Annotated in this window: 11 protein-coding genes and 1 tRNA gene; 5 read left to right on the top strand and 7 right to left on the bottom strand. The window is 64.2% G+C overall.

What is annotated here, in order from left to right; all coding sequences use genetic code 11:
* Positions 1-654 precede the first annotated feature (654 nt).
* A complete protein-coding gene (locus HNQ95_RS28530; protein ID WP_067966932.1) occupies positions 655-1,155 on the top strand; it encodes a YciE/YciF ferroxidase family protein in 501 nt (166 codons plus the stop codon).
* A 390-nt stretch (positions 1,156-1,545) separates the two neighbouring features.
* On the opposite strand, the gene HNQ95_RS28525 is transcribed toward HNQ95_RS28530, so the two are convergent.
* From HNQ95_RS28525 to HNQ95_RS28515, 3 genes are all read right to left on the bottom strand, one after another.
* The gene (locus tag HNQ95_RS28525) at positions 1,546-1,809 is read right to left on the bottom strand and encodes a hypothetical protein (protein ID WP_067964462.1); all 264 of its coding nucleotides are present in this window, start codon (positions 1,807-1,809) and stop codon (positions 1,546-1,548) included.
* A 327-nt stretch (positions 1,810-2,136) separates the two neighbouring features.
* A complete protein-coding gene (locus HNQ95_RS28520; protein WP_067964464.1) occupies positions 2,137-3,144 on the bottom strand; it encodes an NAD-dependent epimerase in 1,008 nt (335 codons plus the stop codon).
* A 128-nt stretch (positions 3,145-3,272) separates the two neighbouring features.
* A complete protein-coding gene (locus tag HNQ95_RS28515; protein WP_067964466.1) occupies positions 3,273-3,866 on the bottom strand; it encodes a biotin transporter BioY in 594 nt (197 codons plus the stop codon).
* Positions 3,867-4,086: 220 nt separating this feature from the next.
* On the opposite strand from HNQ95_RS28515, the gene HNQ95_RS28510 reads away from it, so the two are divergent.
* Positions 4,087-4,992, top strand: a complete 906-nt coding sequence (locus tag HNQ95_RS28510; protein ID WP_067964468.1) for an MBL fold metallo-hydrolase — start codon at positions 4,087-4,089, stop codon at positions 4,990-4,992.
* A 40-nt stretch (positions 4,993-5,032) separates the two neighbouring features.
* Here HNQ95_RS28510 and HNQ95_RS28505 read toward each other — a convergent pair whose 3' ends face one another.
* Together HNQ95_RS28505 and HNQ95_RS28500 are read right to left on the bottom strand one after the other, a co-directional pair.
* Positions 5,033-5,851, bottom strand: coding sequence for a DUF1499 domain-containing protein (locus HNQ95_RS28505; RefSeq protein WP_067964470.1), 819 nt, complete (start codon positions 5,849-5,851; stop codon positions 5,033-5,035).
* Positions 5,852-5,991: 140 nt separating this feature from the next.
* Positions 5,992-7,629, bottom strand: a complete 1,638-nt coding sequence (locus HNQ95_RS28500) for a fatty-acid--CoA ligase (protein ID WP_067964472.1) — start codon at positions 7,627-7,629, stop codon at positions 5,992-5,994.
* A 168-nt stretch (positions 7,630-7,797) separates the two neighbouring features.
* Here HNQ95_RS28500 and HNQ95_RS33845 point away from each other — a divergent pair, with 168 nt between their 5' ends.
* Complete coding sequence (locus tag HNQ95_RS33845) at positions 7,798-8,553, top strand: hypothetical protein (RefSeq protein ID WP_246341027.1); 756 nt, start codon at positions 7,798-7,800, stop codon at positions 8,551-8,553.
* A gap of 18 nt (positions 8,554-8,571) precedes the next feature.
* Here HNQ95_RS33845 and HNQ95_RS28490 read toward each other — a convergent pair whose 3' ends face one another.
* Positions 8,572-9,309 carry a polysaccharide deacetylase family protein gene (locus HNQ95_RS28490; protein WP_067964474.1) on the bottom strand — a complete coding sequence of 246 codons (738 nt, stop codon included), beginning with the start codon at positions 9,307-9,309 and terminating at the stop codon, positions 8,572-8,574.
* A 268-nt stretch (positions 9,310-9,577) separates the two neighbouring features.
* Positions 9,578-12,244, bottom strand: a complete 2,667-nt coding sequence (gene ppdK / locus HNQ95_RS28485; RefSeq protein WP_067964476.1) for a pyruvate, phosphate dikinase — start codon at positions 12,242-12,244, stop codon at positions 9,578-9,580.
* Between the two features lie 206 nt (positions 12,245-12,450).
* Between ppdK and HNQ95_RS28480 the strand changes: the two genes are divergently transcribed.
* Positions 12,451-12,786 carry a VOC family protein gene (locus tag HNQ95_RS28480; protein WP_067964478.1) on the top strand — a complete coding sequence of 112 codons (336 nt, stop codon included), beginning with the start codon at positions 12,451-12,453 and terminating at the stop codon, positions 12,784-12,786.
* 223 nt (positions 12,787-13,009) lie between these two features.
* Positions 13,010-13,084: transfer RNA gene (locus HNQ95_RS28475), tRNA-Gln, on the top strand.
* Positions 13,085-13,187: the final 103 nt, after the last annotated feature.

Genomic DNA, 13,187 nt, shown 5'->3' with positions numbered 1-13,187 from the left:
ACAGGTTCCCTCCGTGCCGGAACAGGACCGGTGGCCTTGGCTCAGCCTTGTTGCTCAATTGCAGGTCACGCTTCGGTGGGCCGGGCTGCTCGATGCAGCTTGCAGCCTCCCCCATCATGAAGCGACGATCGCCAGGACGATGCCACCGACAACCAGCTTGGCGATCGAGCTGACCGGAAGCCCGGCAGCAACCAGACGACCGGTCGATCTGTCGGCCTTGCCTCCTGACGGGCACCGTCGGGCGGCAGCGCCCCGACGCCGGAGCCCCTTCCCCCGTCGCCAATGTTCCTTGCGGTCTGCTCGGCCTCGGTTTTCTTCTCGCTCGACGCACGCGCCGGTCCGACGGTTGCACCCTCACCCGCATCATCTGGAACAGACCTCGGCATCGGGCGTTGATCCGGCGTCAACCTATTCGATTTCAGGAGGTGCGCGACAGTGAAGGGTTTGTTGGGGCTCAATCTCCTGGGACGATGCGACGACGGCTTGAGCGACGGGTTCGAACAGTTGCTCCGTGCCGCGGCGCGCGAGGCGCAACGCGAGGCGACGTTAAGACGCCTGCTCGAAGCGGGTTGGTCACAAAGTGGCACCGCTTCGGAACCTGAGCCGACACCGGTCGTTGTCCCCGGGCAATACCTCAACCCCAGGAGCAACGACATGCCTAACAAGGAGAAGGGTCTCGACGACCTGTTCTACGACACGCTGCGCGACATCTATTATGCCGAGCGCAAGATTCTGAAAGCCCTGCCCAAGATGGCGCGCGGCGCCAGTTCGCCGGAACTGAAGGCCGCCTTCGACAAGCACCGCGACCAGACCGAAGGCCATGTCGAGCGTCTGCAGCAGGTGTTCGACCTTCTCGGCAAGCGCGCCCAGGGCAAGACATGCCCCGCAATTGACGGCATCATCGAGGAAGGCGAGGAAATCCTCGAGGAGTTCAAGGGCACCGCCGCCGGTGATGCCGGCCTGATCTCGGCTGCCCAGGCCGTGGAGCATTACGAGATCACCCGCTATGGCACGCTGCGCCGCTGGGCGGAGATCATGAAGATGCCGGACGCCGCCAAGCTGTTTGCGGCTACGCTCGCCGAGGAAGAAACCACCGACAAGGACCTGACCACGCTGGCCGACAGCAAAGCCAATCGCGAGGCTTTGGCGGCCTGAACCAGCCCACTCGCAAAGGGCTCGCCGGCACCGTCTGCGGGCCCTTTTTTGGTGCCGCCTGGCCGTCGACGAGCGCGCAGCACCGCTTCATCTTCATCGCGGACGCCGGCCCGGTGCATGGCCAGCAGAGGCTTCCACAGGTTCATGACGTTGGGTCCGAAGGATCGAGGCGCAAGGCAGGCATCGTCGTAGCGGCTCACCAGGAGTTGCGGTGCCGAAGGGCTGTCGGACAGACCGTCTCCCGATGCACGGCCGTTATGCTCTGAAGTCACGAAAACCTCGCAAACGAAAAGCCTGCCGTCCGCAAAGGGCAGGCTTTCGCATATGGGTAGAGAGTGGGAACAGAGCTACAGATCGATCGCGAGGGATCCGAACGCTACCTCGCCGCGCCTATTCTACAGTTGCTGCCAGGATCACCGTACTCAGCCGTCCACAATCGAATGCGGCGCGGATGTGAAGGCTGCCGCTGGATTTCTCCAATGCAACTGCCAATGCACTGGAATCGCTAATCCCCCGGCGGAATAGCGCCATCACACGTGTTGCTATCTCCTCACGATCACGGCCGCCCGCGACGCGATACTTCGCGCAATAGTCATCGACCGCTCTGGTAAGAATGGTGAGTTGGGCGGAGTCCGCCATACCGTTTGCCAACATGCTTGCTTCCCTGGACAGGGCGAAAGCACGATGACCGCTTCCAAGCGCCCGTTTGCCTGTTGCTGATACGGACGACTTGATGACGATAGCCCCGCTCCCTGGTCCGCGCTATTCAATATGACGTACCGCGCCAAATCCAAAAACGGGCGGAGCCTCAACGCATGGAAGAGGCCCGCCGGCAAAGCCAACGGGCGCCAGCAACGTCCTCAGCCGCGGAAAATCAGCGCGGCACTTCCGGCGAGGAGAAGCCCGACCGGCCGCCCCCTGGAGAGGGGCGGCATCGCGCGGTCGGTGAAGCGCCCGCGGGGAGACGCCCGATCGCCGTACCTACTGGACGCGGTAATATCTGCCGTACCAGTCGACGAAGCGGACGAGCCCGTCCTCGATGGGCGTGTGCGGCAGCTCGCCGATCAGGTTTTCGAGGTCGCCGACATCGGCCCAGGTGCTGAGCACGTCGCCCGGCTGCAGCGGCATGAAGTTCTTCACCGCCTCGCGGCCGGTCGCGCGTTCGAGGATGCGGATCATCTCCATCAGATGTTCCTTGCGGCGGTTGCCGATGTTCATGACGCGATGCGGCGCCCAGCTGCCCGACGCCCCGCCGGCTGAAATGTCATAGTCGGGGTCGGGCATGGGCGGCAGGTCGATCAGCCGCACGATGCCTTCGACGATGTCGTCGACATAGGTGAAGTCGCGATACATATCGCCATTGTTGTAGATGTCGATGGTCTCGCCGGCGAAGATGGCGCGGGTGAATTTGTAATAGGCCATGTCGGGCCGGCCCCATGGCCCGTAGACGGTGAAAAAGCGCAAGCCCGTCGCCGGCACGCCGAACAGATGGCTGTAGGTATGCGCCATCAGCTCATTGGCCTTCTTGGTGGCGGCATAGAGGCTGACCGGATGGTCGGCGCCGTCGCGCGGCGAATAGGGCTGCTTCTTGTTGCCGCCATAGACCGAACTCGATGAGGCATAGATCAGGTGTTTCGGCTGCATTGCGCGGCAGTTCTCGAGGATGTTGAGAAAGCCGGTGACATTGGCATCGACATAGGCTTGCGGATTGTCGAGCGAATAACGCACGCCGGCCTGTGCGGCGAGGTTGATGACGATCTCGGGCCGGCATTCGAAAGCGGACGTCACCGCCGCCGCATCGGCCAGATCGGCCTGGATGAAGCGGAAATCGCCATGCTCGGCGAGCAGCTGCAGCCGCGCGGCCTTCAGCGAGGTGTCGTAATAGTCGGTGACGCTGTCGAAGCCGACGACCTCGTGACCATCGGCCAGGAGGCGGCGGGCGACGTGGAAACCGATGAAGCCGGCCGTGCCGGTGACGAGAACGGTCATGAATTCACTGCTCTTCAAATGCAGAACGCCCCGGCCTTTCTAAGGCCGGGGCGTCCATTAATCCATCGCCCGTCAATCCATCGCCAAGCAAATCCACCGCCTGGCAGATCAAACGCCTGTCGAGGCGATCAGGCTTTCTTGGGCAGCAGCGCCCAGATCGCCGGAACGGCAGCGGCAGCCAGCGCCACCTTGATCAGGTCGGGCACGATGAACGGCACGACGCCGAACTGCCAGGACTTTTCCGCGCCGATCAGCAGCGACAGCCAGGAGAAACCGAGCGCCATCATGACGATTTCGGCGACCAGCATGACGCCGAGCATCTTGACGATGCTGCGGCCCCAGCCACGGTCGACGGCCCAGCCGACGATCGCCGCCATGGCGACGAAGCCGAGCAGATAGCCGCCGGTCGAGCCGAGCATGTAGGCAATGCCGATGCCCTTTTCGGGCGTGCTCTGGAACACCGGATACCCCATGGCGCCCTGCGCCATGTAGAGCAGCAGCGTCGCCACGCCGAGGCGCAGGCCATAGGCCGCGCCGATGCCGAGCACGGCCAGCGTCTGCAGCGACATGTCGACCGGTCCGAGCACGACCTTGGTCTTGGCCGAAGCGATGAGCAGCAGCGAGCCTGCAACGGCCAGCAACAGCTGCGTTGCCAGGCGCGTCGCGCCCTTTTCGGGCAATGCCGCCGAGATGAGTGCTGTGGAACTGGATGCAGCGGCCATGTAAATCCCCTTGTGGTATGCGCGCCGAGGCACGCTTTGCATGCCCCTGAAAATCGAACTCGATTTTCGCTGGGGATCATGCACCGATTCAAAACTGCTACAGCGTCCTTTGCGCCTCAACGCGCGGCACTGTAGTCATGGTTTTCCCTATATTGTCTTCCATGCTAAGCGGCAAACGAATTTGCCCAGGGCACCTCGAACCCACAGATATCGGCCGGCCATGTCTCTCGATTTCGACACACGCTTCGACCCTGCCTACGGCCAGCCTGTCACTGTTGCCGACGGCGTCATGCGGCTCACCGCCAACAACCCAAGCGCCTTCACCTTCCATGGCACCAACAGCTACATCATCGGCACCGACACGCTTGCCGTGCTCGATCCCGGGCCAAATGACGACGCGCATCTCGAAGCGCTGCTTGCCGGCATTGCCGGCCGCCCGGTCAGCCATATCTTCGTCAGCCATACCCATCGCGATCACTCGCCGCTGGCGGCCCGGCTGAAGGCTGCGACCGGCGCCGTGACGGTTGCCGAGGGGCCGCACCGCTCGGCGCGTCCGCTGCGTATCGGCGAAGTGGCGCCGCTCGATGCCAGCAGCGACACCGACTTCGTCCCCGACGTCATCGTCGCCGACGGCCAGCTCGTCGATGGCGGCGGCTGGCGCATGCGAACGGTGCTGACGCCTGGCCATGCGGCGAATCACGCCGCCTTTGCGCTCGAGGGCAGCGGCATCCTGTTTTCGGCCGACCATGTCATGGCCTGGTCGACCTCGATCGTGGCGCCGCCTGATGGTGCGATGTCGGATTACATGGCGTCGCTCGACAAGCTGATCGAACGCGACGACAGCACCTATCTGCCCGGTCATGGCGGCCCGGTCGCCTCGCCGCAGACATTCGTGCGCGGGCTGAAAGCGCACCGTCAGATGCGCGAAGCCGCGATCCTCGAACGCCTCGCTGCTGGCGACAGCTCGATCCCCGACATCGTGCGCGCCATCTATCGCAACACCGATCCCAGCCTCTACGGCGCGGCCGGGCTTTCGGTGCTGGCGCATCTCGAAGATCTCGTCGGCCGCGGCCAGGCCGTCAGCAACGAGGCACCGGCGATCGACAGTCTCTATTCCCCAGCCTGAAAAACATCTGGTCAGAATAAATCGATCGTGCCTGCCAGGCCTATTGTTCGGGCGTCGCCGTGGTCGCGGTTCCGGCCTGGTTGGCGATTTCCTGGTCGAGCTCGGCCAGGAAAGCCGTGATCCGCGCGGCGTTTTCGCCGAGGTCGTGGCGGCCGTAGCGCGAGGCTGAGCGCATGTCGACAAAGGTCGAATCGCCGTCATCGACCATCCGGATGGCCACGTCGGAGGGCAAGGCCAGGATGAAGGTCCGTGCCACAGCCTCGATGTCGACTTCACCAGTGGCCTTGTCGGCGGCCGGCGGCGGCACGACGATCTCCCAGCCCTGGCGGGCGAGCACGGCCGAAACACTCTGCAGCACCTGGTCGAGCGACAGGTCGTAACGCCGCCCGGCAACCAGCGGATAGGACTGGGTCTGCAGGGTGCGCTCGCCTGCGGTCGGGATCTCGAGCCTGTTCATGGCGGAGGTGCGCAGCGAGGCCGCCGCCGTCAGCGCCGGCGGGTCATCGACATCGGTCGAGATGTCGCGCAGCATCGGCAAGGTGGCGATCTGGTAGGCGACAAAACCGAACGGCGCCAACACCACCAACGCCAGCAGGGCACCGAAGGTCAGGTCGTGCCCGCCGCGATCGCCGAATTTCCACAGCCGCGAAAAGGCAAAGCCGGACAACAGCAACGCAAAAGCGGCAAGCAGTGCGACGATGCCGAGCACCCAGAAGAACGCCGTGGTGTCGACGAGGCCGCGGCGATGGCCGAGAACCACTGTTACCAGCAGCACGGCCGCAAACGATGCCATGCCCCTGGACAGACCGGCCGAACGCGTGGTGCGCACCTCATGATATCTCGTCTGGAACTCAGCCATGGAACCCCGTTACCCACCCAGTCTAAATGGCAGCACTGCCGTCCCCACGGCAGACGTCGCTGCCTGGTCAAACTAGAAGGTTTCCGGCTGCGGTTGAAGCGGAAAGGCGGCTCATGCCCCCTTCCCGCACATGAACTTGTCTATGCCGCAGTGTCCGTCGGCAGGCGATAATCCCTGAATTTCTCGCGCAGCGCCGTCTTCAGGATCTTGCCGGTCGCGGTATGGGGGATTTCGTCGACGAAAGCGACGTCGTCGGGCATCCACCACTTGGCGACCTTGCCGTCGATGAACGCCAATATGTCGGCTTTATCAGGCTCCTTGCCCTGCTTGCGCACGATCACCATCAGCGGACGCTCTTCCCAGCGCGAGTGCCTGACCCCGATCACCGCTGCTTCCTGAACGTCGGGATGTCCGACCGCCAGGTTTTCAAGCTCGATCGAAGAAATCCACTCGCCGCCAGACTTGATCACGTCCTTGGAGCGGTCGGTGATCTGCATATAGCCATGTTCATCGATATGGGCGACGTCGCCGGTATCGAACCATTCGTCGGCGTCGAACTGCTCGGCGCTGGCGCCGCCGAAATAGGAGCCGGATACCGCAGGACCGCGCACCTTGAGCCGGCCGAAGGTCTTGCCATCCCAGGGCAGTTCGTTGTTGTCGTCGTCGGTGATCTTCATCTCGACACCGAAGGGCGTGTAGCCCTGCTTCTGCTGGAGGTTCAGCCTGTCGTCGCCTTCGAGCTCGTCATATTCGGGCTTGATGGTGCAGAGCGTGCCGAGCGGCGACATCTCGGTCATGCCCCAGGCGTGGATGACCTCGACGCCGTAATTGCGCTCAAACTTCTCCGTCACCATGCGCGGGCAGGCCGAGCCGCCGATCACCACCTTGTTGAGATGCGGCAGCTTCTTGCCGGTTTCCTCGAGGTGCTGCAGCAGCATCAGCCAGACGGTCGGCACGGCCGCGGTGAAGGTGACACGTTCGGTGTCGAGCAGTTCGTAGATCGAGGCGCCGTCCATCTTGCCGCCGGGCATGACCAGCTTGGCGCCGACCATCGGCACGCTCTGGGCCAGCCCCCAGGCATTGGCATGGAACATCGGCACCACCGGAAGGACGACGTCGCGCACCGAAATGCCCATGGCGTCAGGCATCACGGCGATCATCGCATGCAGCACGTTGGAGCGGTGGCTGTAGACGACGCCCTTGGGGTCACCTGTGGTGCCCGAGGTATAGCACATGCCGGCCGCCGCATGTTCGTCGAGCGCCTTCCAGGCAAAGTCGCCGTCGGCTTCGGCCAGCCACTCCTCATAAGCCATGACATTGGGCAGCGCCGTCGGCGGCAGATGGGCGGCATCGGTCAGGACGACGATCCGCTTCAGCGACGCGACCTGCGGCGCGATCTTTTCGACCAGCGGCATGAAGGTCAGGTCGACGAACAGCGCCTGGTCCTGGGCATGGTTCATGATCCAGACGAGCTGCTCGGGGAAAAGCCTGGGATTGAGCGTGTGATAGACGGCGCCCATGCCCATGATGCCGTACCAGGCCTCCATGTGCCGCGCCGAGTTCCAGGCCAGCGTGGCGATACGGTCGCCGAGCTTGTAGCCGTCACGCTCCAGCCGTTGCGCCACCTTGAGCGAGCGCGCGCGCAGCTCGACATAGTTTGTGCGAACGATGGGCCCCTCGATCGACCGCGTCACGATCTCCCGGTTGGGATGCTGCCGTGCGGCGTGGTCAATGATCTTGTGGCACAATAGCGGCCACTCCTGCATCAGTCCGAGCATGTGGATCCTCCCAGATCTTGTCAGGCCATTTTGGGCGCAATGGCTGGATTGTCCAGTCCGACCAAGGGGAAAGCCAAGCCGGCAAATCCAGCGGCCATATTGCGGCCACGGTCCCGGTTAACCTTTGTTACCGGCTGGCGGGATGGGCAAGATATTGTGAGGCATCACATGGATACGCATCCCCGCGCGGAAGACGAAGGCCTGCCGCAGCACGAAGCGTCATCGCAGGAGCCAGAGGCTCAACTGGACAATGTTGCCGAAACGGTTCAGCCGGAGCTGATCGCAGCCCCGGAGCTTATCGCAACCGAAGAGATTTCGGCCGGCGACGAGGCTGCCGACGTTTCCGCCGCCCAGGTTTCCGTTGCCGAGGCAGAAATCGTCGAGGCCGCATCCGAATCGGTCGCGGAAGCTGCGGCCGATGTCGAGCTTTCGGCGGAGGAGCTGTCCACCGAAGCTGCCGTGGTTCCCGAGGCTGCGGAAGCGCCTGAGCTTGCGGCGGAAACATCAGCCGAAGGTGAAGTTGAGGCGGAAGCGCCGGCCGCCGAGGAAGCTGCGCCCGTCGTGCTTGGCCCCGAGGAGCTGGCCGCGCAAGCGCCGGAGGACGCCGGACCGGCAACCATCGCCGCCCCCTCGATCGCTCCAGGCAGCGTCTCGGAATCGGAATTCGCCGACATGGTCGACGATGCGCTCGAGGCCGTCGGCGGCATCCTGCTGTTCAAGATGCGCCTCGACGAGGCCGGCGAGGACAGGCATGTCGCGGCGGCATCGATCGGTGACGGCGCCAGGCGCCAGTTCCTGCTGCTTTCGCTGCCTGTCACCGGCGGCAAGCTCAAGGTCGAATCGGCCAGCCGCAGCAACAGCCCATTGGCAAAACTCGCCGAAGCCTATGTCGGCGTGGTCGAGGCTTTCCGCGCCGCAGCGTGAAGCGGCGGCGCGACGGCATCAGTTCGTCGTGTCGTCGGTACCGTCATCTTCGACATCGTCCAGCCGCACGAAGGTGTAGCCCTTTGCCTTCAGCGCCAGCAGGCCCTTGACCAGCCCGCCGCCTGCCGCGTGGGTCGGCTGGTTGATGTGGGCGATGATGACGTCGCCATCCCTCGCAGCTGACACGCGGCGCTCGGTTTCGCGCGCACCGAGCAGCGAGCCGCCGTCGCCATTGATCGAATAGCCGGCGATCCTGAAGCCGAGACTGCGGATCAGTGCGATCGAGCTCTTGCTGTATTGCGCGGTAGCGCCGCGGAACCACTTCGGCGCCGGCCCGCCGCGCTCGGTCAGGGCCAGAGCGCCGGCCACGACCTCTGCCTGCACGGCCTCGCTGCTGCCGGCGCTTTTCAGCCCATAGATGCTGTGTGGCGTGTCGACCGCCGGCACATGCTCGGCGCCGTGATTTTCCAGCTCGAACAGCTCGGGATGCGCCCGCATGACGGCGAGCGCCTCGGCGTTGCGCTTCAGCCACTTGCCGGTGACGAAGATCGTCGCCGGTATCTTGTTGTCGACGAGTGCCGAGAGGATGCGGGCGTCTGTCTTGCCGCCGCAGGCGTCGAGCGTCAGCGCCACGCGGGGGGTGGCTTCGGTGGAAGGCCTGAGATGCAACCGCGGTTCGAGAAGTGCCGCCGAGGCTGAAGACCCCATCAGCGCCGCAAAACCGACGCCAATCAAAAACCTGCCGAGCCTGCGCATGCGAATTTCCGGGAAATGCAGTCTGGAATCGCGGCCACTGGCACCCCAATCTTGGCGCGATGATGACCGTGACGGCTATTTGGCTGAGGTGCCGGACGCGTTGAAGACGATGCCGCACCGGCGTTGCTGCCGAACAACGGAACCAAGCGGCGCAATGCCGTCAGCCATCACGGTTCGAAATCGGCGTCTGCCTGGCGAGGTCAGCAGATGCGATCGGTCATACCCAATTTGCAAATGGGTATGACCGATCAAGTTGCCTTGGAACGCTTTAGCGCTGCGCCTTGACCGCCGACTGCGCGGCGGCAAGCCTGGCGATCGGCACGCGGAATGGCGAGCAGGAGACATAGTCCAGCCCGACGCTTTCGCAGAAGTGGATCGAGGCCGGGTCGCCGCCATGCTCGCCGCAGATGCCGAGCTTGATTTCCGGCCGCGTCGCCCTGCCCTTTTCGGCGGCGATCTTGACCAGTTCGCCGACGCCGTCGACGTCGAGCGAGACGAACGGGTCCTGCTCGATGATGCCCTTCTGGCGATAGGTCTCGAGGAAGGACGCGGCATCGTCACGCGAGATACCGAAGGTCGTCTGCGTCAGATCGTTGGTGCCGAAGGAGAAGAATTCGGCCGCCTCGGCAATGACATGGGCGCGAATGGCCGCGCGCGGCAGCTCGATCATCGTGCCGACGAGATAATCGATATTCACGCCCGTTTCCCGCATCACGCTCTGCGCGACCTGGTCGATGCGCGCCTTGACGTAGTCGAGCTCCTTCATCAGGCCGACCAGCGGCACCATGATCTCGGGCACGACCGGGCTGCCGGTCTTCTTGCCGGCCTCGACGGCCGCCTCGAAGATGGCGCGCGCCTGCATCTCGGCAATCTCCGGATAGGAGACGGCGAGACGACAGCCGCGATGGCCGAGCATCGGGTTGAACTCGTGCAGCGCCTCGGTGCGCTGGCGCAGCTTGTCGGCCGAGACGTTCATCGCCGCCGCGACCTCGGCGATCTCTTCCTCGGTCTTGGGCAGGAACTCGTGCAGCGGCGGGTCGAGCAGGCGGATCGTCACCGGCAGGCCGGCCATGATCTCGAACAGCTCGATGAAGTCCGAACGCTGCATCGGCAACAGCTTGGCAAGGGCGGTGCGCCTGTCCTTCTCGGTGTCGGCGAGGATCATCTCGCGCATCGCAACGATGCGGTCGCCGTCGAAGAACATGTGCTCGGTGCGGCATAGGCCGATGCCTTCGGCGCCGAAGGAGCGCGCCATGCGCGCATCGGCCGGCGTTTCGGCATTGGTGCGCACCTTCATGCGGCGCGCCGCGTCTGCCCACTCCATGATGGCGGCGAAATCGCCTGACAGTTCCGGCTGCAGCATCGGCACCGAGCCCTTCAGCACCTGGCCGTTGGAGCCGTCGATGGTGATGACGTCGCCCTTGCGGAAGGTGTGACCCATGGTGATCAGCGTGCCGGCGCGATAGTCGACGCGCAGCGAACCGGCGCCCGAAACGCAGGGCTTGCCCATGCCGCGGGCAACCACCGCGGCGTGGCTGGTCATGCCGCCGCGCGTCGTCAGGATGCCTTCCGAGGCATGCATGCCGTGGATGTCCTCGGGGCTGGTCTCGATGCGCACCAGGATGACCTTGCGCCCGGCCGACTTCAGCTCCTCGGCTTCGTCGGAGGAGAACACGATCTCGCCGGTGGCGGCACCCGGCGAGGCCGGCAGGCCGACGGCGATGACCTCGCGCTGCGCCTTGGGGTCGATTGTCGGGTGCAGCAGTTGGTCGAGCGCCGACGGATCGATCCGGCAGATCGCCTCCTCCTTGCTGATCAGCCCTTCGCCGGCCATTTCGGCGGCGATCTTGAGTGCCGCCTTGGCGGTACGCTTGCCCGAGCGGGTCTGCAGCATCCACAGCTTGCCGCGCTCGATGGTGAATTCGAGGTCCTGCATATCGCGGTAATGCTGTTCGAGGCGATTGGAGATCGCAACGAAGGTGTTGAACGCCTCCGGCATCAGCTTCTGCAGCGAGGGCTTGTCGGAGCCGGCGGCGATGCGCGCGGCTTCGGTGATGTTCTGCGGCGTGCGGATGCCGGCAACGACGTCCTCGCCCTGGGCGTTCACCAGGAACTCGCCATAGAGCATCTTCTCGCCGGTCGAGGGGTTGCGTGTGAAGGCGACGCCGGTCGCCGAGGTCTCGCCCATATTGCCGAACACCATGGCCTGGACGTTGACCGCCGTGCCCCAGCTCTCGGGAATGTCGTGCAGGCGGCGATAGGTGATGGCGCGGTGGTTCATCCAGCTCTGGAACACTGCACCGATGGCGCCCCAAAGCTGCTCGTGCGGATCCTGCGGGAAGGCGCGACCGAGCTCTTCCTCGACCTTGGCCTTGTAGAGCTTGATGACGTCCTGCCATTGCGGCGCGGTGAACTCGGTGTCGAGTTCGTAGCCGAGACGGCCCTTCTCGTCTTCGAGCAGTTCCTCGAAGACCTCATGGTCGAGGCCGAGCACCACGTCGGAATACATGGTGATGAAGCGGCGGTAGCTGTCATAGGCAAAACGGGCGTCGCCGGCGTCGGCCGCCAGCGCCTCGACGGTGACGTCGTTGAGGCCGAGATTGAGCACGGTGTCCATCATGCCCGGCATCGAGGCACGGGCGCCCGAACGCACCGAGACGAGCAGCAGCTTTTCAGGGTCGCCGAAACGGCGGCCGGTGATGGCGCCGACAGTGTCGAGGGCCGCCCGGACGTCGGCTTCGAGCGTCGCGGGATAGGCGCGGCCATTGGCATAAAACCAGTTGCAGGCTGCCGTGGTGATGGTGAAACCGGGCGGCACCGGCAGGCCGAGACTGCACATCTCGGCGAGATTAGCGCCCTTGCCGCCGAGCAGGTCGCGGTCGCTGGACCGTCCCTCCGCTGCACCGTCGCCAAAACTGTAAACCCACTTGGTCATGCCTTCTCCTCGCCGACTGAGTGTGGAGCCGGGCGGTGGCCGCCGCCTGCTTCTGCGGCGAGCGATAGGATGCTGCGCTGCGAAAGGCAAGGCACTGTTCCGTCACGGAATGTCCTACAATCGATTAATGAACCGGGACTGCGACACCCTTGCGGCCACCCCTTGCCTCATATAGAACATATCAGGAACGAATATCGGAGACGACCATGCGCAAGACCGGCAAGCTCGACTACATCGAAATGGCGGCGGTTGGCGGCACGCTCGACCATGTGAAGTCCTTCTACAGCGCGGCTTTCGGCTGGACCTTCACCGACTACGGCCCCGATTATTCAGCCTTCGCGGAAGGCCTCGACGGCGGTTTCCAGGCGGAAGTCCCGGCCAAGCCGCTACCTGTACTCTATTCCGAGGCATTGGAAGACAGCCTTGCCGCGGTCGAAGAGGCCGGCGGCACCATCGTCAAGCCGATCTTCTCCTTCCCCGGCGGCCGGCGATTCCATTTCGTCGATCCGGCCGGAAACGAGCTCGCCGTCTGGGGCGAATGACCGCCATAGCTCCGAGGGGGCAGCGTTGCAGAGGCTCGGCAATCGCCGACACGTCGGCGCATGCGATTCGGTCGATTCGAGCCTAATGCGACCAGCCCCCTGGGCCGCTCATACCTGCCGCAAGATGATGCGGAAAGCGGCAAGGCTACGATTGTGCTTTTGCCGCGCGCTGCATATAAGGCGGCTGTCGATTGACTCGCTTCGGCCTGCTGCCGAAGCGTGTTGGGGCGTCGCCAAGCGGTAAGGCATCGGTTTTTGGTACCGACATTCCCAGGTTCGAATCCTGGCGCCCCAGCCACAATTTTCGTGTACAGCCCGAAGACATAGGTAACAGTTTGTACCTAAGACATGGGTGACAACCTCGTGCCGAACGGGTTGTCGATGGTCTGCAGGGTCCTCTG

This window comes from Aminobacter ciceronei (assembly GCF_014138625.1).
In the GTDB taxonomy this organism is placed as follows: Bacteria; Pseudomonadota; Alphaproteobacteria; order Rhizobiales; family Rhizobiaceae; genus Aminobacter; species Aminobacter ciceronei.
This window is presented reverse-complemented; position numbering and strand designations above follow the sequence as displayed.